The 25,288-nt window shown below is 44.8% G+C and carries 15 protein-coding genes and 1 pseudogene; 7 read left to right on the top strand and 9 right to left on the bottom strand.

From position 1 onward, the window contains the following. Positions 1 to 65: 65 nt before the first annotated feature. From bamC to ACWJJ5_RS05160, 5 genes are all read left to right on the top strand, one after another. Entirely contained in the window at positions 66 to 7,934 is a 7,869-nt protein-coding gene (gene bamC / locus ACWJJ5_RS05140) for a bacillomycin D non-ribosomal peptide synthetase BamC (protein WP_454022262.1), read from the top strand. 170 nt (positions 7,935 to 8,104) lie between these two features. Beyond that, a complete protein-coding gene (locus ACWJJ5_RS05145) occupies positions 8,105 to 9,643 on the top strand; it encodes a glycoside hydrolase family 43 protein (protein WP_102422689.1) in 1,539 nt (512 codons plus the stop codon). Between the two features lie 52 nt (positions 9,644 to 9,695). Continuing rightward, positions 9,696 to 10,967, top strand: coding sequence for a glycoside hydrolase (locus tag ACWJJ5_RS05150; RefSeq protein ID WP_101563064.1), 1,272 nt, complete (start codon positions 9,696 to 9,698; stop codon positions 10,965 to 10,967). 142 nt (positions 10,968 to 11,109) lie between these two features. Next, positions 11,110 to 11,817: a response regulator transcription factor gene (locus ACWJJ5_RS05155; RefSeq protein WP_070081900.1), complete on the top strand. Its 708-nt coding sequence runs from the start codon at positions 11,110 to 11,112 to the stop codon at positions 11,815 to 11,817. Positions 11,818 to 11,819: 2 nt separating this feature from the next. Next, positions 11,820 to 13,220, top strand: a complete 1,401-nt coding sequence (locus tag ACWJJ5_RS05160; RefSeq protein WP_278071887.1) for a sensor histidine kinase — start codon at positions 11,820 to 11,822, stop codon at positions 13,218 to 13,220. A 49-nt stretch (positions 13,221 to 13,269) separates the two neighbouring features. Here ACWJJ5_RS05160 and ACWJJ5_RS05165 read toward each other — a convergent pair whose 3' ends face one another. Further along, the gene (locus tag ACWJJ5_RS05165) at positions 13,270 to 13,581 is read right to left on the bottom strand and encodes a DUF4870 domain-containing protein (RefSeq protein ID WP_070081898.1); all 312 of its coding nucleotides are present in this window, start codon (positions 13,579 to 13,581) and stop codon (positions 13,270 to 13,272) included. A 462-nt stretch (positions 13,582 to 14,043) separates the two neighbouring features. Here ACWJJ5_RS05165 and ACWJJ5_RS05170 point away from each other — a divergent pair, with 462 nt between their 5' ends. Together ACWJJ5_RS05170 and ACWJJ5_RS05175 are read left to right on the top strand one after the other, a co-directional pair. Then, on the top strand, positions 14,044 to 15,543 hold the full coding sequence (locus ACWJJ5_RS05170) for a cellulase family glycosylhydrolase (protein ID WP_070081897.1): 1,500 nt from the start codon (positions 14,044 to 14,046) through the stop codon (positions 15,541 to 15,543). Positions 15,544 to 15,739: 196 nt separating this feature from the next. Next, positions 15,740 to 16,863: pseudogene (locus ACWJJ5_RS05175) on the top strand (alpha/beta hydrolase). A 422-nt stretch (positions 16,864 to 17,285) separates the two neighbouring features. On the opposite strand, the gene ACWJJ5_RS05180 reads toward ACWJJ5_RS05175, so the two are convergent. The 8 genes from ACWJJ5_RS05180 to uxuA all read right to left on the bottom strand — a co-directional run bounded on the left by ACWJJ5_RS05180 (position 17,286) and on the right by uxuA (position 25,288). Further along, a complete protein-coding gene (locus ACWJJ5_RS05180) occupies positions 17,286 to 17,420 on the bottom strand; it encodes a hypothetical protein (RefSeq protein WP_255219917.1) in 135 nt (44 codons plus the stop codon). 374 nt (positions 17,421 to 17,794) lie between these two features. Then, entirely contained in the window at positions 17,795 to 19,423 is a 1,629-nt protein-coding gene (locus ACWJJ5_RS05185) for a YndJ family protein (RefSeq protein ID WP_070081895.1), read from the bottom strand. Further along, positions 19,417 to 20,025: a DUF4166 domain-containing protein gene (locus ACWJJ5_RS05190; protein ID WP_070081894.1), complete on the bottom strand. Its 609-nt coding sequence runs from the start codon at positions 20,023 to 20,025 to the stop codon at positions 19,417 to 19,419. Before ACWJJ5_RS05190 ends, ACWJJ5_RS05185 begins: the two co-directional genes overlap by 7 nt. Continuing rightward, the gene (locus ACWJJ5_RS05195; protein WP_176283344.1) at positions 20,022 to 20,837 is read right to left on the bottom strand and encodes a hypothetical protein; all 816 of its coding nucleotides are present in this window, start codon (positions 20,835 to 20,837) and stop codon (positions 20,022 to 20,024) included. The genes ACWJJ5_RS05190 and ACWJJ5_RS05195 overlap by 4 nt, the downstream gene beginning before the upstream one ends. A 118-nt stretch (positions 20,838 to 20,955) precedes the next feature. Continuing rightward, entirely contained in the window at positions 20,956 to 22,227 is a 1,272-nt protein-coding gene (locus ACWJJ5_RS05200) for an MFS transporter (protein ID WP_070081892.1), read from the bottom strand. A gap of 66 nt (positions 22,228 to 22,293) precedes the next feature. Then, on the bottom strand, positions 22,294 to 23,295 hold the full coding sequence (locus ACWJJ5_RS05205; RefSeq protein ID WP_166706253.1) for a substrate-binding domain-containing protein: 1,002 nt from the start codon (positions 23,293 to 23,295) through the stop codon (positions 22,294 to 22,296). A gap of 83 nt (positions 23,296 to 23,378) precedes the next feature. Further along, the gene (locus ACWJJ5_RS05210; RefSeq protein ID WP_454022263.1) at positions 23,379 to 24,215 is read right to left on the bottom strand and encodes an SDR family oxidoreductase; all 837 of its coding nucleotides are present in this window, start codon (positions 24,213 to 24,215) and stop codon (positions 23,379 to 23,381) included. Further along, a complete protein-coding gene (gene uxuA / locus ACWJJ5_RS05215) occupies positions 24,212 to 25,288 on the bottom strand; it encodes a mannonate dehydratase (protein WP_173613223.1) in 1,077 nt (358 codons plus the stop codon). Before uxuA ends, ACWJJ5_RS05210 begins: the two co-directional genes overlap by 4 nt.

A 25,288-nucleotide genomic window follows, 5' to 3' on the forward strand; every position in this document is an offset into this window, starting at 1 on the left:
GTCCCCGGCATGATGTTTTTACGGGGACAGCGGTCAGCCGGCTAAAACTCACTGGAGGGATATTAATGTCAGAATTCAAGCAACAGGAGTTGTTCTGGAGCAGCATGTTCGATGCGGAAGATCGTCCCAGTGCAATCCCTTCGTTTCAAATGTCGGACTCAACAATAGAGCACGATGTGCCGAGTGCACCCAACCGGATTCACAGTTCATTGAGCTCCGATGTATCCCTGCGCATCATGAAAATGACGAATAAATCGCCAATGGCTGTTTATATGGTTCTCCTGGTCGGAATCGAGTGTCTTTTGTACAAATATACGGGGGAAGAGGGCGTTATTGTAGGTGTACCGACCTTTGAAGACGAAACCGATGAAGACCTTCGTTTAGATCAAGTCATGTTAATCAAACAAAACATAAATGCGGACAGCACATTTAAATCCATATTTAATGAATTCAAGCATACGCTGAACGGAGCCATCTTAAATCAGCACGTTCCTTTCGATAAAATGGCCGGTCCATTAAATCTGAACTACGATTCAAATCATTTGCCAATGATCCATACGATCGTATCACTAGATCAGCTTCACCCCATTCGTTTTATAGAAACGGCTGCTGCTGATACGTTATTTCAGTTTTCCATCGAAAATGATTCGATTCATTTAAAGTTAACTTATAATGAACAAGCTTATGATCGCCAGTATATGATGCAAGTGATCGAACATGTAAACCGGGTTTTTTCAAGTTTGTTATTCCAACCCGACCTTATGATCCGACAGCTTAATATTCTGTCAGACTCAGAGACAAATCAACTCATCGCCTATAATCAAACGGCTGCAGAGTATCCAAGAGAAAAAACGATTCATCAATTTTTGGAGGAACAAGCGGAACGCACCCCTGATCAAACGGCTGTTGTCTACGAGGATAGCCGTCTGACGTACCGGGAATTGAATGAAAAGGCGAATCAACTCGCTCGGACTCTGCAATCTGAAGGCGTGCAGCCGGATCAGCCGGTCGGGATTATGGCCGAACGCTCCCTGGATATGATTGTAGGGATCTTCGGGATCTTGAAAGCCGGCGGGGCGTATGTACCGATTGACCCGGGCTATCCCGAGGAACGGGTTCGATACATATTGGAGGATTCGGATACGAAGTTGTTACTCGTGCAGAATCAATCGCAAGAGAGAGTACCTTTTACGGGAAAAGTGCTGGATATGAAAGATCCGCACAACTTTTGTGAAGACGGGTCGAATGTAGAGCCGGCTGCTGGTCCGGATCATCTGGCCTATGTTATTTATACATCGGGTTCAACGGGCAAGCCGAAAGGGGTTATGGTTGAGCACCGGTCGGTCATCAATCGGCTGGTGTGGATGCAGGAAAAATACCCTCTGGATGAGCGGGATGCGATTCTGCAAAAAACTGCGATCACCTTTGATGTATCAGTGTGGGAACTGTTCTGGTGGACGCTGGCAGGTTCTAAACTGGTGCTGCTGCCAAGCGGAGGAGAAAAGAATCCCGAGCTGATTTTAGATACAATTGCACAAAAAGGCGTCAGCACACTGCATTTTGTACCGGCGATGCTGCATGCCTTCCTGGAATCCATGGATCAGAAGCCAAGCGGGATGTTGAAACAAAAATTAGCGTCATTAAGACATGTGTTTGCAAGCGGTGAGGCTTTGAAGCCTGTACATGTCGCAGGCTTCAGACGCATCATCACGTCGGTGAGCCAGGCTCAAATCATCAATTTGTACGGACCGACTGAGGCAACAATTGATGTATCATACTTTGATTGCCAGATGGAAGAAACATATGCAACGATTCCGATAGGCAAACCGATTTCCAACATTCAATTGTATATATTACATGCTGATTTGGAACATATGCAGCCGATCGGTGTGGCGGGAGAACTGTGCATAGCGGGCGATGGGCTTGCAAGGGGCTACTTGAATCGTCCCGAACTGACGGCCGAGAAGTTTGTAAACCATCCGATTGCATCAGGAGAACGGATATACCGGACGGGAGACTTGGCAAGATGGCTGCCGGACGGCAATATCGAGTATTTGGGCCGGATTGATCACCAGGTGAAAATCCGCGGTTACCGCATTGAAATCGGCGAAGTCGAAGGCGCTTTTTTTCAGCTGCCGGCGATCAAAGAAGCCATCGTCATCGCCCGGGAAATCGATGGGGAAACATCCTTGTGCGCCTATTATACCGCACAACATGCTTTAACTGCAGGCGAGCTCCGTGAAGAGCTGTCCCGGCAGCTTCCATCCTATATGATACCTGCGTATTTCGTTCAGCTGGAAGAGATGCCGCTTACTTTCAACGGGAAAATAGACCGTAAATCCCTTCCTTCTCCAAGAGAGAATCTTACAGGTATGAACTATGAAGCTCCTCGAACAGAACTGGAAAAAATACTGGCCGCGGTGTGGGAGTCGGTCTTAGGCTTAGAACGGGTCGGAATCTCAGATCATTTCTTCGAATTGGGGGGCGATTCCATTAAGTCGATTCAAGTGTCCTCAAGATTATACCAAGCCGGGTATAAGTTTGAAATCAAACACTTGTTTAAATACCCAACCATCTCCGAGCTTGTTCCATACGTAGAGCCGGTAACCCGAATCGCAGAACAAGGAGAAATCAAAGGCCGTGCACTGCTGACACCGATTCAGCATTGGTTTTTCGACCAGAAATACCCGGAATTACACCATTACAATCAAGCGATTATGCTTTATTGGAAAGAGGGACTGGATGAATCCAAGCTTCGGGAAGTCATGAAGAAGATCACAGAGCATCACGATGCTTTGCGCATGGTCTATGTTCCGACAGAAGATGGATATGAAGCCCGAAATCGGGGGATCGAAGAAGGTGATCTGTTCAGCCTTGAAGTGATCTCATTACGCGAAGAAAAAAATGTGTCCCAGACGATAGAAACCATTTCAAATGAGATTCAGCAATCCATTCATTTAGCGGAAGGACCGCTCATGAAACTGGGATTGTTCCGGTGTCAAGAGGGAGATCATTTGCTGATTGCGGTTCATCATCTGGTCATCGACGGCGTATCGTGGAGGATTTTACTTGAGGATATAGCGGCAGCTTATGAGCAGCTTCAAAACGGAGAAGCGATCCGGCTTCCGAAGAAAACGGACTCTTACCTGTTATGGGCTGAACAGTTGAATCGTTATGCAGAAAGTCAGGAATTCGAAGCGGAAAATCAATACTGGTTCAGACAGAAACATAATCCGCAACATACATTGCCAAAGGACAATGGACAGGAGACCGGTCTGGCCAAAGACAAGGAAACGGTCATTGTTCAATGGACCGTCGAGGAAACCGAACGTTTATTAAAAAACGCTCACAGGGCTTATTCGACCGATATGAACGATTTATTACTGACCGGTCTGGGAATTGCTGTTCATCGTTGGACCGGATATGAAGACATTCTCATTCACCTTGAAGGACACGGCAGAGAGTCTATCATTCCGGATCTCGATATTTCGCGTACCGTGGGATGGTTCACAAGCCTATATCCGGTTTCGCTTCAAATCAAAGCTGATCAGGATATCCCGGAGCGGATTAAAACAGTGAAAGAAAATTTGCGTCAGATCCCCCAAAAAGGAATAGGTTACGGCCTGATCAAATATTTGTCCGATCACCCGAAGGCACATGAATGGACCAGACATCCGGAAATACGTTTCAATTATTTGGGTCAATTTGATCAAGATGTCCGGAACGGCAAGATGGAGGTATCCCCTTACTCAAGCGGGAAAACAGCCAGTGACAATCGTCCCTTGACCTATACACTTGATATCAACGGCATGATTTCAGAAGGCCGATTGTCGCTGGCCATCAGCTATAGCGGTAAACAATATCAAAGAGAAACAATGGAAGCCTGTGCCGATCTCTTAAAAAGCAGCCTGCAGCAAGTCATCGCACATTGTGATGCTCAAGATCAAATTCACCTGACGCCAAGCGATATTTCGTTAAAAGGTATAACGATCGGTGAACTGGATCAATTTGTGCAGCAAACGAGTCATCTCGGTGACATTGAAAATATATACCCATTAACCCCGATGCAGAAAGGAATGTTGTTCCACAGCTTGATCGATTCGGCTTCCGAAGCTTACTTTGAACAAGCCGCTTTTGATCTGAAAGGTTTCTTGGATATCGATGCATTCAGGATGAGTTTAGCGCATCTGGCCGAAAAATATGACATTCTTCGGACTCTTTTTTATACAGAATGGAAAGATCAGCCTTTGCAGATTGTATTCCGGCAAAAGCCGATTGAAACGGCCGTTGAAGATATTCGCAGCATGAACAGTCATCAGCGCAGCGAGTTTATTGCCGATTTTGCTAGAAGAGATAAGGCGCGGGGATTCAATCTCACCCAGGATGCTTTAATGCGCGTATCGATCCTGCGGACAGAGGAAGACCAAGCGCGCTTGATATGGAGCTTTCATCATATTTTAATGGATGGCTGGTGTTTGCCTCTTGTTACGAAAGAAGTGTTTGAAACCTATTATGCGATACTCGAACAAAGGCATCCGAAGCGGGGAGCCGTCACTCCATACAGCCGATATATCGAATGGCTCGATCAACAAGATCACAAACAGGCGTCAGCCTATTGGCGTAATTACTTGGAAGGTCATGAAGGGCAAACTGTTTTGTTACAAGAACAACCTTCCGGCCAGACGAACGAGACGAAAGGATACGAAAAAGGAGAGCATACGTTTCATTTAGGAAAGCAGCTCTCAGACGAAATCAAACGGGCCGCAAGCCGCCAGCATGTCACCGTCAATACATGGATACAAACAGCATGGGGCTTATTGCTGCAAAGATACAACGGAAGTCAGGATGTCGTCTTCGGCACGGTCGTATCCGGCAGACCGGCAGAAATTCCGGGAATTGAAACCATGGTCGGTTTATTTATCAATACCATTCCCGTACGTATTCATACGCAGCCTGAAATGACAGCTGCACAAGTATTGAAAGTGAACCAGGAGCAGGCACTGGCTTCTCAAAAATATGATACATTTCCGTTGTATGACATTCAGGCTCAAACTGAGCAAAAGCAGCAGTTGATCAATCATATTATGGTATTTGAGAATTACCCGGTTGAGAAACAAATAGAACATATGAAGCAGGATGACAACGCATTAGACATTCTCGATTTTCATATGGAAGAACATACACATTATGACTTTACTTTTATCGTGATGCCGGATGGAGAAATTGACATTCGTTTTGTATACAACCGCGATGTTTATGATCAAGCAAGTGTCGAACGGATGCAGACGCATTTCATGCAAATCATGAAGCAAATGGCGGACGATCAGGAAGTTCGCGTTCAAGACCTTGATATCGTAACAGCAGATGAGTTATCGCTTCTGATAGATAAGTTCAACGATACGGCGGCTGAGTATCCAAAGGAAAAGACGATTCATCAATTGTTTGAAGAACAAGCGAAGCGAACGCCGGAGCAAGCAGCGATTGTTTTTGAAGATAAGAAGCTGACATATCGGGTAGTAAATGAACGCGCCAATCAGCTGGCCCGAACCTTGGTTGCCAAAGGACTTCAGGCCGAGGAGCTTGTCGGCATTATGGCGGAACGTTCACCGGAGATGGTGATAGGCATCCTTGCTATTTTGAAAGCCGGGGGCGTTTACGTACCGATCGATCCGGATTATCCGAAAGAACGCATCCATTATATGCTTGAGGATTCTAACGTCTCTATCTTATTATTGCAACATCATCTTCTGGAAGGTACCGATTATCAAAGTCATACTGTCTTCCTTGACGATCCGTCATCATACGACGCCGAACCATCTAATCTCAATCTGAGCGTGATGCCAAATCAATTAGCCTACGTGATTTATACATCAGGAACTACGGGGAATCCGAAAGGCACGCTCATTGAACATAAAAACGTGGTTCGTCTGTTATTTAACAACAAAAATGTTTTTGATTTTAACACATCGGACACTTGGACTTTGTTTCATTCCTTCTGCTTTGATTTTTCAGTATGGGAAATGTACGGAGCGCTGCTGTATGGAGGCAAATTAGTGATTGTTCCGAAACAAATAGCCAAAAACCCGGAAAGGTATTTGCAATTGTTAAAATCGGAAGCTGTGACCATTTTAAATCAAACGCCAAGTTATTTTTATCAACTGATGCAGGAGGAGAGAGCAGATCCCGAATCCAATTTAAACATCCGAAAAATCATATTTGGCGGAGAGGCGTTAAATCCATCCTTCTTGAAAGACTGGAAGCTTAAATATCCTTTAACACAATTAATCAATATGTACGGCATCACCGAAACCACCGTTCATGTCACATATAAAGAAATCACGGAACGGGAAATCAACGAGGGCAGAAGCAACATCGGACAACCTATTCCTACTCTGCAAGCGTATATTTTGGACGAATATCAACGCATTCAGGTCATGGGCATACCGGGCGAGCTCTATGTGGCAGGAGAGGGACTGGCCAGAGGATATTTGAACCGCCCGGAATTAACGGCTGAGAAATTTGTTGAACACCCGTTTGCCGCAGGCGAAAAAATGTACAAAACGGGAGATGTCGCCCGGTGGCTGCCTGACGGCAATATCGAGTATTTAGGAAGAATTGATCATCAGGTGAAAATCCGGGGCTACCGGATTGAAATTGGCGAGGTCGAAGCGGCTTTATTGCAATCGGAATCTGTCAAAGAAGCGGTCGTCATCGCGATTGAAGAAGAGGGCTCAAAGCAGCTGTGCGCCTACTTGTCAGGAGACGATTCATTAAATACGGCGCAGCTGAAGCGTCATTTACTGAACAAACTGCCCGCTTATATGATACCGGCTTACTTTGTTCAAATGGAGAAAATGCCGATAACCGCAAATGGAAAAATCGATCGAAAAGCTTTGCCGGCTCCTGAGGGAAATAGGCTCACCGGAACCGAATACGAAGCGCCCGGAACGTTAATTGAAAAGCAGCTGGCCGAGATATGGAAGAACATTTTAGCTCTCAATGACCCGGGAATTAAAGATAACTTCTTTGACGTTGGCGGCCATTCGCTCAAAGTATTGCAAGTTATTCATCAAATCAACGACCGTATGGGAATCAAAATGCATTATCAAGCCGTATACGATTTTCCTACCATCGAAACAATGGCACGCGCCATTCAAGCGGCAGTTTTCGAGTCCAAGACGGATAACGTATTCGTCAAGATGAATCAGAACGGTTCAATCCCTTTGTTCTGTTTCCCGCCTTTAATCGGGTACGGGCTGGTCTATAATGAAATGGCGAAAAGACTAGACGGCCGCTGCACCGTCTATGCCGCTGATTTCTTAGAAGAGCCGTCTTACGAGCAAGAGATAGTCGACCGGTATGCAGAAAGCATGATAGGCATTCAGGAACAAGGGCCTTTTGTTTTACTCGGTTACTCCTCGGGGTCGAATTTGGCTTTTGAGGTTGCCAAAGCCTTGGAGAAGCGCGGACGCATCGTATCGGACATTATGATGCTTGATTCTAAAAGAGCCGTTTCGGTGAATTATTTTTCGGAAGAGGAAACCGAAGAGATCATTCATCGGAATCTCGATATCATTCCGGATTATTACAGAGAATTATTAACCATTCCTTCCATTAAGGATAAAATCAGAAGCTATCTCACATATCACAATAAACTGATCAATTCCGGCGCGGTGAACGCCAACATTCATCATTTTCTATGCGGCGAGTTGACCGATAGAGGATGGAAGCAATCAACCGCACAGCATTACCTTGAGTACAAATTAAAAGGAGACCATGTGACGATCTTTGACCCTCACAATATCGAAGAAAATACGGATACAATTCGATCTCTTATCAAAAGGATTGAAGAACGGCATCATCACGGACTTGTTCTTGAAGAACAACTGTCAATAGGATCGTTTGCTGGCGACACGAAGTTTGACAAAATGTAAGTGATTCAGGGCAAAATGCCGCTGACTGCAATCGGCGGCATTTTTCATAAAAGAGGGTCAGATATTTGCAACGTTTTCACTCTAAAAATCATTCATTTTACGCATTCTTCATGACCTGTTGTTATCATATTTTTTAAAAACCTAATATGCGGAAACAGGAGGATGTTAAGCTGATGAAAAAGTGCAGCGTATGTTTATTTGTTCTTGCTTTATTATTGAGCTGTTTACCTGGGGAATATGCGAATGCGGTAAGCACTCCAATTGCAAAACATGTTGGGAATTCAAATCCGCTTATCGACCACCATCTGGGCGCAGATCCGTTTGCGCTGACCTATAACGGAAGAGTCTACATCTATATGTCAAGCGATGACTATGAATATAATAGCGACGGCACGATTAAGGATAATTCATTTGCCAATTTGAATAAAATATCCGTCATATCTTCAGCGGATATGGTGAACTGGACAGATCACGGAGCGATTCCCGCAGCGGGTGCCAATGGGGTGAATGGCGGCCGGGGGATTGCCAAATGGGCAGGAGCATCATGGGCCCCGTCAGCCGCGGTGAAAAAGATCAACGGTAAGGATAAATTTTTCCTTTATTTCGCAAACGGCGGCGGAGGTATCGGGGTTCTCACCGCAGACAGCCCGACCGGCCCATGGACAGATCCGATCGGAAAACCGCTGGTGACGCCAAGTACACCAGGAATGTCCGGTGTTGTATGGCTTTTTGATCCTGCAGTATTCGTAGATGATGACGGTACCGGTTACCTATATGCCGGCGGAGGCGTTCCGGGCGGTTCAAATCCCACACAGGGGCAATGGGCCGATCCTAAAACAGCAAGAGTCATGAAATTGGGGCCTGATATGACCAGTGTTGCCGGAAGTGCATCTACGATTGATGCGCCTTTTATGTTTGAAGATTCGGGAATGCATAAGTATAACGGAAAATATTACTATTCCTATTGTATCAATTTCGGGGGCGCGCACCCGGCCGATAAACCTCCAGGTGAGATCGGCTATATGACCAGCTCAAGTCCTATGAATTCTTTTTCGTATAGAGGGCACTTTCTGAAAAATCCGGGAGCATTTTTCGGAGGCGGCGGAAACAATCACCATGCTGTTTTCAATTTTAAAAACGAGTGGTATGTGGTGTATCATACTCAAACTGTCAGCTCCGCTCTTTACGGGGCCGGCAAAGGATACCGTTCTCCCCATATAAATAAGCTTGTGCATAATCCAGATGGCTCCCTGCAAGAGGTAGCGGCAAATTTTGCAGGTGTCAAACAGCTATCCAACTTGAATCCATATCACCGGGTAGAAGCGGAAACGTTTGCCTGGAACGGACGGATTTTGACCGAGAATTCCTCTGCACCCGGCGGGCCGGTCAATAATCAACATGTCACAAACATTCATAACGGAGACTGGATTGCTGTTGGAAATGCAGACTTCGGGTCAGGCGGTGCCAGAACGTTTAAAGCAAATGTAGCATCCGCTCTTGGCGGAAAAATAGAAGTGCGACTAGACAGTGCAAACGGTAAGCTTGTCGGAACCTTGAATGTCCCTTCCACAGGCGGAACGCAATCCTGGAGAGAAATAGAAACTGCGGTAAGCGGCGCATCCGGTGTTCACAACGTATTCTTTGTATTTACCGGAACTGGTACAGGAAACTTGTTTAATGTTGATTACTGGCAGTTTACACAAAGATAAGCAAAGGTACGTTTTCTAAGTCCATAAAAGACAAATGAAGGAGAGGAAAAAAATGATGTCGAGCGTAAAAAAACCAATTTGTGTGTTATTGGTATGTTTCACAATGCTGTCCGTCATATTCATAGGACCGGGAGTTACTGAAGTTTCAGCAGCGAGTGATGCAACAGTTAATATATCTGCAGATAGACAAGTGATTCGCGGTTTTGGAGGAATGAACCACCCGGCTTGGATTGGAGATTTGACTGCGCCTCAACGGGAGACCGCTTTTGGCAATGGACAGAATCAGTTAGGTTTTTCGGTCTTAAGAATTCATGTAGATGAAAATAGAAACAATTGGTACAAGGAAGTGGAGACTGCAAAGAGTGCGATCAAACATGGAGCAATCGTTTTTGCTTCCCCTTGGAATCCGCCAAACGATATGGTTGAGACTTTCAATCATAATGGTGACACATCAGCTAAGCGGCTGAGATACGATAAGTACGCCGCATACGCGCAGCATCTTAACGATTTCGTTAATTTCATGAAGAGTAATGGTGTGAATCTGTATGCGATTTCTATGCAGAACGAGCCTGATTACGCTCACGAATGGACATGGTGGACGCCCCAAGAAATCCTGCGTTTCATGAGAGAGAATGCCGGTTCCATTAATGCCCGTGTGATTGCGCCGGAATCATTTCAATACCTGAAAAATATATCGGACCCCATTTTGAACGATCCGCAGGCGCTTAGGAATATGGATATCCTCGGAACCCACCTGTACGGCACTCAGGTCAGTCAGTTTCCTTATCCTCTTTTCAAACAAAAAGGAGCGGGGAAGGACCTTTGGATGACGGAAGTATACTATCCGAACAGTGATAACAACTCGGCGGATCGATGGCCTGAGGCTTTAGGTGTTTCAGAGCATATTCATCATTCAATGGTAGAGGGAGATTTTCAAGCTTATGTGTGGTGGTACATCCGCAGATCATACGGCCCTATGAAAGAAGATGGGATGATCAGCAAACGCGGATACAATATGGCTCATTTCTCAAAATTTGTGCGCCCTGGCTATGTAAGGATTGATGCAACGAAAAATCCTGAACCGAATGTTTATGTGTCAGCCTATAAAGGAGACAATAAAGTCGTGATTGTTGCCATTAATAAAAATAACACAGGGGTCAACCAAAACTTCGTGTTGCAGAATGGGTCTGCTTCGCAAGTATCCAGATGGATCACGAGCAGCAGCAGCAATCTTCAACCTGGAACGGATCTCAAAGTAACGGATAATCATTTTTGGGCCCATCTGCCGGCTCAAAGCGTGACAACATTTGTTGTAAAGCGTTAGAGACATCAGCATCGCAATAAGCCAATTTTCTTACTCGAAAAAGAAAATTGGCTTATTTTCTGTGGAAGAGAAGTGTTGGTTTTTTAACGATACACGGACATTGGGTATAATAATGACAATGACTTCAAGGAGTGATCAATATATGTCACGGCTTCACAGCAAAGTATTAATCATAGACGATGAAAAAGAAATTTTGGAACTGATCAAAACCGTATTAATAAGAGAAGGCATTGATCGCGTAGTGACCGCTTCAACTGCCCGTGACGGATTGGCTCAATTTCATCAAGAAAATCCCGATCTTGTGATATTGGATATCATGCTGCCAGACGGTGAAGGCTATGATATCTGCAAGCAAATAAGGGACATTTCACACATTCCTATCATCTTTTTGTCTGCAAAGGGGGAGGAAACGGATAAAATTGTAGGACTTGCCATCGGCGGGGACGACTACATTACAAAACCTTTCAGCCCTAAAGAAGTCGCATACCGGGTCAAAGCGCAGCTGAGACGGGTCTCTTACTTACAGCCTTCTCAAACCGGAACCGTGATAAAAAAAGGGCCATTTGAATTAAACCAACAACAAGCCGAGCTCACCAAAAATGGAGCGGCTATTGAGTTAACACCTAAAGAACTTATGCTTATGACCTATTTTCTGCAGCATCCCAATCGGGTGATCAGTAAAGAAACACTCTATCAAGCTGTATGGGGAGAAGACTTTTTCGGTTCTGACAACACGGTGATGGTTCATATACGCAGGCTCCGTGAGAAAATAGAAACTGTCCCATCAAAACCAGACTTTCTCGTCACTGTGAAAGGGTTAGGCTACAAATTTGTTGTAAAGGATGCGTAAGGATGAATTGGCGATTAACAGGCAGATACATGGTATCTGTCATCATAGTGACCATCATTACAGTCTTCATTAATTTATTTATTTTTATGTTTTGGCTCGTTTTCCAGGCGAACACCCAACATGATGAAGAAAGTACACCGGAAACTTTCACAAGATCATTCCGGCAATATGTCACATTATCGAACAATGGTATCACAGTAAACAAAGAGGGCCAAAAAGCTTTAAAAGAGCAGAATGCATGGATTCAAATATTAGATGAAAACGGACAGGATGTTTATCATGATAGAGAACCTAAAGGACTGAAGAAAAAATATACGCCTATTGAAATTGTAAATTTACATAAATATAAGGATGAACAATTATTATCAACCATTTACGCCGGCGGAAAAAAAGTAAACGGCAAGGAGTACAGTTACTTTATAGGGTTTAAAAATCCCTCTCTCGGAAAATTTGTCCTCTCATATGATACCAAGGAATTTGTGACGAAGTTCAATGCAGGAACCATCATATTATTATCAATAGATGCATTAATCGCGTTACTCATTGGCTATCTATTCAGCCGGCAGCTCACAAAACCGCTCGGCCGTGTCATTCAAGGAATCCAGCGGTTAGCTAATGGAGATTATACGATCAAAATGAAATCCAAAGGCATTTATAAAGATGTGTTCTATAATGTCAATCACTTATCGGAACAACTATCTTTAAGCAAAAAAGAAAAAGATAAATTAGAGCAAATGCGTGAAGAGTGGATCAGTCATATTTCTCATGACATTAAAACACCATTAGCATCTATTCAAGGCTATGCAGAAATCATCAAAGATCCGAATTATCATCTCACAGTCGAACAGATCAGAGATTACGCCCGGATCATTGAGAGTAAATCCCTCTATATGAAAGATGTGATGGAAGATTTAAATTTAACGACAAGGCTGAAAAACAACGATGTGATGTTAAATAAAGAACGGGTAAACCTTGTATCGCTTCTGCGGGAAACGTTAATTGATATTTTAAACGATTCCAGATATGCGGATAAGTCCATTGAGCTTCAAACGAACCTGGAAAAGCTGATGCTGAACCTTGATGCGATATTGATTCGGAGAGCGGTCACGAATCTCATTTTAAATGCCCTCGTTCACAATGATCCCGATGTGAAGATCGTTGTACAGCTTGAACAAAAAGAACGAACTCATGTGACAATTAGGGACAACGGCAAAGGGATAGAAGAAGAGGAGCTGGAAAAAGTGTTTGATCGCTATTACAGGGGGACAAATACAGGAACGACGCATGCAGGCTCTGGTCTTGGAATGGCCATAGCAAAGGATATTATCCAAAAGCACGGAGGGGACATCACCATTCACAGCACCGCGGGAGAAGGGACAACGATAGATATACAATTATCATAATGGCTATACAAAAAACGGTTCTGCTGATTAATAACAGAACCGTTTTTTCCTATTGTTCCGAAAACACTTTGATTCCTTTGACAATGTTCCAAATGAAAAAATAGATCGCCACAAGGAATGTAACAGCATAAGTCGCAAGCAGGAAAGGCCCGGCATGTCTGATATCATTCATACCGAGTAGACCTGAAGCGATGATGCCAATTCCAAAAATCAAATAAGGAATCAGATGCGTCCATAAAGATTTTTTCGCATGATCTTTCACATCGTCCTGGCTTAAGAAATAGACGATAATCGGAAACAGAAACGGTGCAAAAAATATACTGAAGTAACATAATGAAGACAAAATTTTATTTTCTCTCAAACCTTTTCACCTCTATGATTTATTAAAGGGGGAATTCTTCTGGCTGAATCCCACACTGAAGTACAATCTTATTGTACAACTCCAACCTTAACCCGTATTAATCCGAACCTTACATCAACCTTAAATTAACAAGGACGGGCAAGGGCTCGCTTTTTACAGCAATCATAAGATTCAATGCCATATTGAGACTCATCACATTTAGCGCGTCTACGTTGGAAATACATTTAATTTTTCGATTCGATTGAAAAATAACGTGTAAAGTCCCGATTCAGTCCAGTTTTCTTTGTTCTATATGTGTCATGTGTGTCTTATTCAATAGAGATAGAGCAAATTGACAGGCTTTTACACCTCCCAAAAACAAGAAATTAGGTTGATAGACAATCATGAGAAAGATTTTTACAATGAGTTCGAGCTCATAAGAAGTGAAGATCCAAAATGATGCGAAGGAGGAAAAGATCAGATATGAAACGGTCAATTTCTATTTTTATTACGTGTTTATTGATTACGGTATTGACAATGGGCAGCTTGCAGGTTTCGCCGGCATCTGCAGCAGGGACAAAAACGCCAATAGCCAAGAATGGGCAGCTTAGCATAAAAGGGACACAGCTCGTAAACCGGGAAGGCAAAGCGGTACAATTGAAAGGGATCAGTTCACATGGATTGCAATGGTATGGCGATTTTGTCAATAAAGACAGCTTAAAATGGCTGAGAGACGATTGGGGCATAACCGTTTTCCGCGCGGCGATGTATACGGCAGACGGCGGTTATATTGATAATCCGTCCGTGAAAAATAAAGTAAAAGAAGCGGTTGAAGCGGCAAAAGAACTTGGGATATATGTCATCATTGACTGGCATATCTTAAATGACGGCAACCCAAACCAACATAAAGAGAAGGCAAAAGAATTTTTTAAGGAAATGTCAAGTCTTTACGGAAACACGCCAAACGTCATTTATGAAATTGCAAACGAACCAAACGGTGATGTGAACTGGAAGCGTGATATTAAACCGTATGCGGAAGAAGTGATTTCCGTTATCCGCAAAAATGATCCAGACAACATCATCATTGTCGGAACCGGTACATGGAGCCAAGATGTGAATGATGCAGCCGATGACCAGCTAAAAGATGCAAACGTCATGTACGCGCTTCATTTTTATGCCGGCACACACGGCCAATCTTTACGGGATAAAGCAAACTATGCACTCAGCAAAGGAGCGCCTATTTTCGTGACGGAATGGGGAACAAGCGACGCGTCTGGAAATGGCGGTGTATTCCTTGACCAGTCGCGGGAATGGCTGAATTATCTCGACAGCAAAAACATCAGCTGGGTGAACTGGAATCTTTCTGATAAGCAGGAATCATCTTCGGCTTTAAAGCCGGGAGCATCTAAAACAGGCGGCTGGCCGCTGTCAGATTTAACTGCTTCAGGAACATTCGTAAGAGAAAACATTCACGGCAGCAAAGATTCAACGAAGGACGCCCCTGAAACGCCAGCACAAGATAACCCCGCACAGGAAAAAGGCATTTCCGTACAATACAAAGCAGGGGATGGGAGTGTGAACAGCAACCAAATCCGCCCGCAGCTTCACATAAAAAATAACGGCAATGCGACGGTTGATTTAAAACATGTCACTGCCCGTTACTGGTATAACGCGAAAAACAAAGGCCAAAACTATGACTGTGACTACGCGCAAATTGGATGCGGCAATCTGATCCACAAATTTGCGGCGCTGCATAAACCTAAGCAAGGTGCAGATACCTATCTGGAACTGGGGTTTAAAACAGGAACGCTGTCACCGGGAGCAAGCACAGGGAATATTCAGCTTCGTCTTCACCATGATGACTGGAGTAATTATGCACAAAGCGGCGATTATTCCTTTTTTCAATCAAATACGTTTAAAACAACGAAAAAAATTACATTATATCATCAAGGAAAACTGATTTGGGGAACAGAACCCCATTAGTTAAGCTTTAGGCGGACATCAGCAACGATGTCCGCTTTTATCATCTTAAACAGCAATACATGGAGGTTTACGTGAAGGAGTAGATAATGATTCACTGAACATTTAATGTAATCGTTTCACAGTTTTGAAAAGCGTTTATCGCGCAATGTATGTATTTCACATCCGCCACTTTTATTACTTAAGGGGGAACAAGAGAATGAAAAGGTATGACGCATTTCCAGAGCCAATTGGCGGCTATACTGTCGGCCGCACCCAAATGGATTTTGAGTACACGGCATCAGATCATACAAAAAGAGAACTGACGGCGTTTGTGTACTATCCGTCCGACAGCAGCGAAGGGAAGACTACATCAACGTACATGTTTCCTGAAGTCTGCGAAATGCTTGATGAGCAGCCGCTTCTCACTGCGTTGAAGGATGCTTACTCTATAGATATCAAGACCCAATGTTACGACGACCTTGCTCTCTCCGGGAAAGAAAAGCGTTATCCGGTGTTATTCTATGTTTGCGGCGGAGGCGGTTCTCCAGAATGGGGCACAGTGATCTGTACAGACTTGGCAAGCATGGGATATGTGGCGGTAAGCATCGGCCATCAGAATAGCACGATGTATAAGCGTAAAGATGGGCGCCTGTTTAATGTATCAAAGGATTTTTCTGATGCCATTTTGGCGTTTTCTGAAGATCCGGAGATGCTGGCGTTGTCTGGTAAGATGGAGATGCGTCCTGACGATGAAACTGCCATTAAGATGTGCCATAACGTGTTTACACTGCCGATTCTTGGCAAGTTAACAAAGTATTGTGAATTGCAGGCGGAAGATGTAAGGTATGCAGCCGATTATCTTGTCAAACTGGACTCTGGAGAGCTGAATTCCATCTTTAAGGACAGATTGTGGCTTGACATCGGCATGGGCATAGTCGGACATTCTTATGGCGGGGCTACGACGGCGATTGTTTGCCGGGACGACGACCGGTTTGCCTGCGGGATTGGATTGGACAGCGGAGCGTTCGGCCTTCAGGGCAGCGACCTTAAGAAACCCTTTTTGCTGCTGTTTTGTGAACCGAACTATAACATGAATGCGATCATTGGCGCTAACAATAGCATGGATACCTATTATTTCTCTGTTAATCGTGCTGCGCATTTAGATTACTGCGACATCGTGTTTACCAGTGTGAATGAGGAACTTAGAGGCGAACGGGATGCCACGGAGATGCGAAATCTTGTTACAGACTATTTGATCATTACATCCTGCAGAAAGCTGCAAGTGTGGAAAGTCTGGCATACGATGGCGTGAACTTGATCAAGAAGACCAGCAACAAGTGACATAACCGATGAAAATACTCAAACTGAAAAACCTTTATGACCAATTTAATTTATTAAGGACGTAGAGGTTTTTTAATATTACCTTACAAAAAAGGGGATGCTGTTAGAATATGTATCCACTTTTATATTCTCTTCACAATTTCTAGTTTACATAATATATATTCTAGGAAGTTACACAGAGAAATGAATTACCAGTCTCATAAACCAAGTATACTTTAGTTATTGAGACAAAAAAGAGAAATTTATAACTGCAATAACCGCACATTGTGTTATTGCAGTTAGCGTTACACGTATAAAAATGTTTACAGCGTTAGTTTTGATTCAGCTGAAATAAAACCTAACGCAAAAGCAAGCTTGAAATGAATTTCTTGTTTGGTCATTACCCGCAATGAGATCATTTCTTTAGGCAAGCATATAAAAAATCAGGTCTGATAATACTTTGCCGCATCTTCCCTGCTTTTTTCCGACGAATTTTTCGCATCGGCTCCCCGAGCAAGTATGACAGCCGCCAGCCAAAGCACTGCAGCGAAATAAAATCCGGCTCTGAGCCCAGCCAATCATTAAAAAATCCCGCAACCAAGGTCCTCCGAAAATACCGAGTGCATAAAGCGCCTGGTATGCCCCATCGATGTTGCTCTCATGCCCGCCGGAACAGACTCAATCGACATTCCAAGCAGCAAAGGAAAGATAATGCCGAGTGAAAAACCTATTATAAAAGGAATGATTTAAATAAAAACGGCAATGTGACCCAGTTTCCGCACCTGCGAACAAAAGTTCTCATCACTAACAGAGCCAGTGCGTGCGGAATCATAAACAAAAAGAACAAGATTTTCAGCAGGGCCATCTGCCCGGCTGCCTTCATCATGCCGCTCAATGTAGGAATCTTTGCATGAGAAAAAGCCGCCTGATGAACAGACGGCTCTGCAGCTTGTTATTTGCTTCGGTTACCTGCGGAAGCGTGAGTGATCCGATAATGCACAGTTAAAAATTTCAGTCCGAACAGCCACATATGATGAACGGCCTTCAGGCTTGTTTCGCTCTGGGCTGAAATAAGAAATGTCTCTGCCAGCGGAAGATGACACGTTCCCCATTTTGTCTGGAGATAAATCCCTTCATCACCCGCTCCGCTTTTTCGCCGTCTGCTTGTCAAAACAAGATTCTGCTTATGCGCATAAGGCTTTAAAATGCCCGTCATTTGGCCGTACGGCAGCGGAAGAGAGATATTCATGTATCCTTCCCCTTTTGCCCTGTACGCTGAATACAGCGCAGTAAAAACGGTTTCCTGCTTTTCATTTGTTCTGATCCACGCACGGACATTTTTTCTGCCGTCTTTGTCAGAGTCAATTCCTATAATATCACTGTGCATGATATACCAATCCGGATTCATGGACAGATGAATCTGCCCCGCTCTTCTGCTGAACCGCTCGTACACGCACGCGAACGGACGAAACCATCCGCTCCATGTCACTTTTGCCATGATGTCATAATCAATTGTCTCTTCATAAAAGGAAATAACGGCCGGCGCCAGCTTTTCAATTGAAAAGTCTTCAGAATGCAGTTCTCTCAGCTGATCCTGAAGGCCGGTATAATGGATGTCATTTGCTGCATGAATGTCAGTCAAAAAATCTTTGCCTATCGTTCCTTTCCCGTAAATTCTGCTGAACGTTCTTTCACTGTTCTCATCGAACGGTCTAGGATTTTCTATTCTCCACCCCGCCAAAGCCGGCAGGATAACGCCGAATGCATTGACGGCCCCGTGAATCCAAATCATCTGGCTGATCGTGAGCGTTGCCTCCTCGCGGTAGACACCGTACGAATATATCAAAGAAAAAGCAATTGTGATCATTAACACAGCCGAAGAACTCCTGATCAAGATCCTGCCTGTTTTCGTAACAAACGGCGCCTTAAAGACGAGATATGCATTTACATACAGACCCGCCAGGTACAGAGCGACAGCAATCACATCAAGTGTCTTTGAAAATGTAATCCCCAAGGCAATAAGGACCGGCGAAATCAAAATAATGACCGTGCTCCACCGGTAAAGTACGCGTTTCTCCCGTATGATCCTGCCGAGCAATCCGTTAAAGATCGGAATGAGAAAAGCGGAATAGTGAAAGTGCACCGCCGTCAGCAGAACGATAAGCGGGCCGAAATTCATGACGGGAATCTCAAGAACATATGCGAAGAACCAGAATCCGCCCCCGGCCAAATAAATGAAACCCGCCATAACAGACATCTCTTCTGTTCTGTGAATATTTGTTTTCATCAGCCGCCAGACAGCATACAGTGCCAGTCCAAGCGTATAAATGAGCCACACAAAGGCAAAAAAACTGAAGCCTGTGACAAGCGCAAGCGCCGCACATATAGCGGCAACAGGATAACTCCGTAACAACACATTCTCTAAGGTCTTTGACGGCCGAAAAGCAAAGCAGAATACAGCGGGAACGAAAAAAAGTATGGATAATAAAACAAACGTCTCAGCAGCTGATATATACGGAGCTTCAGCCGCCGCAAATCCCAAAAAGCTAATCACGCTGACCATGAGATGACGCTTCAGCATGTTTCTCCCTCTGTTTCCCGGAAAGTCCCCCGGTAAGAGAAAAGCGTGCCGAGTATCCGGTTTTTCACATGAACCTTTATGCTGAAGCAATTCATTTCCTCATCATAAGCCTCATAAACGGTTGAACTGCCGCACAGCCATGCCGGAAGCGGGATTTTCTTTCCGCCTATCAGGAGCCACTGCCTTCCGGATGTAATAACAAGCCCTCCGTCTGAAGACGCTTCTAAATGCAGTTCAGACAGTAGGATGTGAGGTTTGCCGAAGTAATCAAGAATTCTGTTTTCCCGCTCATCATATTCCATGACTGCATCAAAAAAACGCGTTTTGCTTTTAAAGAAAAAGGTACGATTCCATTCCACGCCATTTTGCCTGATTTTGTTTTCGATAGTGAAAGGGATATCGTTTCCCCTCTCTGAGAAAAAACATCTGAAAAAAACACCGGTCTTTAAAAGCATTCTGACAAGAAAAGAACCTCCCTTTATTTCTGACATAACGCCTTCTCCGCAAAACGTGCGTGATCCGTCAAATCTGTACCGTTTCTGCAGCATCGGGTGCAGTGATTGATAATGAGTAATCGCTTTTTCATACATTGAATCCGTCATTTCACTTCTCTCTTTCGTTTTGTATGCCAGGCGCTCGGCAGCTTGAACTTAAGAATCATGCCGGCTATCGTAAGCACTCCTAAAGAGATCACGAATCCGCCGCCGGAATATAGCAGTGCCGTTACACAAAAGAAGACTGACTGCCCGGCGTGAATCAGCCACTTTCTCCGCATGGGAAGCAGCCATAATACCCCTAACCCTGTCTCCAGCGCTCCCCTCACGATCTCTGCATCGGCACAGCCATCATGAAAGCCTTGAAAAAACCAATACAGACTGAATACGAGACACATACAGACATAGACAAATCCGAAACGGACTGATATCTTCGGATGTCTGTTTTGTTCTATCCAAAGCCGCAACGCATCAAAGCTCCATGCGGTAGCCCAGCTTAGCAGAGGACGAAATAAAAACCGGTCTATCCAACTTCCCGGCAGACCGCGGACCGTTTCATATTGATATTGAGTCAAAAATGAGGTTTGTCCGTTATCCCGCTCTATATACTTCCAGTAGCCCCTGCCTTCTTTTATAAGTGACAGCGGATGATCAGAGGCAAAAGCGAGCGAAGACACTCTTTCTGACGAGCGAGGCCTCATGTCACCTATTGATTCGCCTGTGCCGGATACCTTCAGCCCAAAACCGATTCGTGTTTCATATAGAAATCTCTGCGGTTCATCTGGCAGCCTATGAAGATATGTAATGTCAGAAAAACGCAGATCCCATTCCTTATGAAGATGCGGGTTTTGCGTATATTCCCAAAGTGTTTCTATATCAGATGCAATATTGATTTCGACATATATCGGCTTCTGTTTCATGCTCCCTTCTCTTCCCTTCTTTTGTAAACAATTCCTATATTATCATAGGAACAGGTCAAACGGCAGAACGAAAAGGCCATCCCGTTATCGGCAGGACAGCCTCAATGACTTTGATGACTTATGAATAAGGTATGGTGTCTTTTTTATCTTCAGAAACTGTTTGAATGATAATCGGACGCACGAAACGGATTACCGCAGCTGAGGCCAAAACAGCTAATCCGCCTGCAAGCAAAAACGCCCCCGAGAATGATCCGCTTTTATCCGCGATAAAGCCGGTTAAAGCAGGCCCGATAATACCGGCCGTGTTTGCAAGAAAATGCATAAAGCCGCCGACTGACCCGACATTCCTTTGATCAACCACATCGTGAATCACCGCCCAATAGATAGAGCCCGTTATATATAAAAAGAAGACTGATAAAGCAACGAGAATAACGGCACTTACGGCAGTGGTAACAAGTCCGGCAAATCCGATCAGTACAGCGGAAGCGAACAGGCAAGTGACAAGAATGACTTTCCGTGAGAATAAAACCCCTTTTCCGGCGGTTTTTTTGAATACATAATCAGAAATCATTCCGCCTGCCGCCAAACCGATAAATCCAAGAATCCAGGGAATAACAGTCACCACACTCATAAATTCAACACTTAAACCGCGTTCTTTCACCAGATAGCTCGGAAACCATGTTAAGAAGAAAAATAAGATGTAATTGTAGGCGAAAAAGGCAAAAGCCGTGAAGAGAACCGTTTTTTGTTTCAAATAAAAGGTCATCGGGATATGCTGCTCATGCGATTGAATCGCCGCTTTCATGGCCGGGGCGTCTTCCGTCGGCGCCGGCCGTTCTTTGACAAATTTAAACCAGATAAACGCCCAGACTAAACCCACGATCATGATCAGGACAAAGGAAACCTTCCAGCTGAATGCCACAGCAATCATCCCGACAATCGGGCCGGAAATCGCTCCGCCGAGCGGCGTGCCGCTGTTTGTCAGGCCGATGACCGTGGCGCGCTGAGACGGAGGAAACCAATTGTTGACCATTTTGCTTATGGCAGCCGACAGCGGCCCCTCGCCCATACCGAATAAAATACGGATAATCAAAAGACTTACAAATCCGAAAGCAAGCGCAACCGCCCCGCTGAAAAGAGACCAAACGATCATCGCCGTACACAATGTCAATTTAGCCCCGTACCGGTCAGATGCAACACCGCCGAGAAAGTTAAACACAGCGTATCCGACAGAAAAACTGCTGAAAATCAGCCCCATTTGGGTTGCAGACAATGTGAGATCCTGCTGTATGAACGGCGCTGCAATAGACAGCGCTGAGCGGTCTAAATAGTTAATCACCCCGGCTGAAAATAAAAGAAGAATAATAGGGAATCTATCCTTTGAGAACATAAAATCCCTCCCTCTTATTTCATAATTTAAATTGCCGGAGTAAACCGGTTTATGCAATGAAACCGGTTATCCGGATTGCCTTGCGAGAAGCGCCGGTTTATAGCGGTGAATCCGTTTTTCACCGCTATCTTTTTCTTGTATCTGGCGAAGAAGAAGGCTTCCCGCTTTTCGCGCCATTTCTGCCGCAGGCTGGACGATCGTCGTAATCGGAGGAGTAAAAAACCCCGCAAAAGGAACTTCATCAATTCCGATGACGGCTGCCTTATCAGGAATTGTCATATCATGCTCCTTCATATACTTCAGCACCTCAACAAGAACAATATCGTTTGCCGCCAATATCGCTTTCGGAGGCTCCTGAAGGGAGAACAGCTCTGACAAAACATTGGAAATATCAGCCGCATCGGCTGTTTTGATATATTCGTTCCGCACCATCATTCCGTTGCGGTCAAGCGCCTTTTTATACCCTTCAATCCGCTCTACCCTCGGACTGATTTCCCGAATAATGGACGTCGTAATAATCGCGATTCTCTTAATGCCGCTCTCGATAAACCGGTCAACGGCAAGACCGGCTGCATGATGGTTATCAAGCATCACTGTCGGAATCCCGAGTTTTTCAATGGTTCTGTCCATAAACACAACCGGAAACGTATCGCGTTTCATCTTTTCATATAAAGAGAGATTTTCGCCCGTCGGAAAAATAATAATTCCGTCCACCTGCTTGGCCCTGAGCATTTCAATATATTTCTTTTCTTTTTCCGGTTCATCATCCGCATTGCAGACAATAATATGAAATCCTTGTTCATGAAAATAGTCTTCCACCGCCCTGATGACCTGAGTGGAAAAGGTGTGAAGAATATTAGCCACCACCACACCTACCGTAAATGTTGATTTCTGTTTTAAGCTGCGGGCGACAAAATTCGGCTGATAGTTCAGCTCTTGAATGGCCGCTTCTATTTTTTGTTTCGTTTTCTCGCTCATATAATCATAGCGCTGGTTTAAAAATTGAGATACGGTGCTTTTAGATACGTTTGCATATTTCGCCACATCAGAAATTGTAATGGTTTTCATAGACTCATCCCCGTCTGTCTTCATTTTTCACTAGTATAAGTCAGAAGTAAATCGTTTACAATCTGACAGGGACAGGGATTCTGTCACACTCCCGAATAAGCCATAAAACCTCCGTCGACGGGAACGGTGACCCCGGTGATAAAGCCTGAGCATGAATCATCCGAAAGCCACAGGAGCGTTCCCAGAAGGTCTTCCGGTTTCCCGAAACGTTTCATCGGTGTATGTGCCATAATCTTATTGGATCGGTCTGTCAGACTTCCATCTTCCTGTAATAACAACCCACGGTTTTGCGCAGTCAAAAAGAAACCCGGAGCGATGGCATTCACCCGCAGCCCTTTTTTTGCGAAATGAACAGCCATCCACATCGTAAAATTCTGAACCGCCGCCTTAGCCGCGCTGTAGGCAGGCACCTTTGTCATCGGTGTATACGCGCTCATAGAAGAAATATTAATAATCGCGGGACATTCCGCCTTCAAAAGGTCTTTTCCAAACACTTGCGATGCCAGAAATGCACCGGTAAAGTTGCTTGAAAATACGCTGGAAAATCCCGTTTCGTCCATATCAAAAAATGATGGGCTCTGCTCATCCTCTTCATACGTCTCACTGGCAGTGATCGCATCAGCGTGGTTTCCCCCGGCTCCGTTAATTAAAAGATTGACAGAACCGAACCGGCTGATAATCTCGTCTTTTGCCTTTTCGAGAGAATCACGGGCTGAAACATCAGCCGGTACAGAAACGGCGGTTCCTCCAGCGTCAGCAATCTCGCCCGCCGCACGCTCTGCTTTATCAGCATTCCGGCTGACGATCGCAATTTTCATCCCCTGCCGTGAAAGCTCCTTTGCCATTGCTGAACAGAGAACACCGCTCCCGCCTGTTATGACAGCGGTTCTTCCTGATAAACATTCATGAATCGGTCTCATCCCTTCACCTCTTTCTCATGAGACGAGAATGCATCCCACAGTCCGCTCAAGTACATAATTCCTAAGGCACGATCATATAAACCATAACCCGGCCGGCATTGTTCGCCCCAGATATGACGGCCGTGATCAGGCCGTACATATCCTTTGTAGCCTTGGCCGTGCAATTCTTTTACCACACCGGTAATATCAATGGACCCATCACTGGTAAGATGCGAAGTTTCCGTAAAATCACCGTTATCACAGATTTTCACATTTCGTATATGGGCAAACGGCGCAGCTCCCGCATAGTGTTTGGCGATCTTCACCATATCATTGGCGGGATCCGCTCCCATCGAACCCGTGCACAACGTAATACAGTTGGCGGGTGAATCTGAAATCTCTCGCAGCTTTTCATAACTTTTCTCACCGGTGATAATACGGGGCAGGCCAAAAATTGACCAGGGCGGATCATCCGGATGAATGGCCATTTGAATGCCGTGTTCCTCCGCTACAGGAAGGATTTCATGTAAAAAGAATTCTAGATTGGCCCAAAGCTGTTTTTCACCGACCGTTTGATAGTCCTCAAACAGTTCCTTGATCCGGGCCATTTTCTCCGGCTCCCACCCGGGAAGCGTCAAATCAGAAGATTTCTCAACCGTGCGGATCAGTTCCTCCGGAGGCAGACTTTCCACTTTCGCTTTTTCAAAAAACAAAGCGGTTGACCCATCCTCCAGCGCGCGGAACATATCGGTACGCGTCCAGTCAAATATCGGCATGAAATTGTAACAGATGACTTTCACGCCGAATTCGGACAGATTGCGAATGGTCTGTTTATAGTGCTCAATATATTGTCCGCGTTCTTCATGGCCGAGTTTAATGGCTTCATGAACATTCACGCTTTCCACGACCTCTGCATGAAACCCATAGGATTGAATGAATCTGACTTCCGCTTCAATGTCCTCCTTTTCCCATACTTCGCCCGCGGGCTTCTGGTGAAGAGCCCAGACGATGCCTTTGACACCGGGAATTTGTCTGACATGTTCAAGAGTCACCGTATCATTACCTTGGCCATACCAGCGAAACGTGATATTCAT

Source organism: Bacillus sp. JK74 (genome assembly GCF_053663395.1).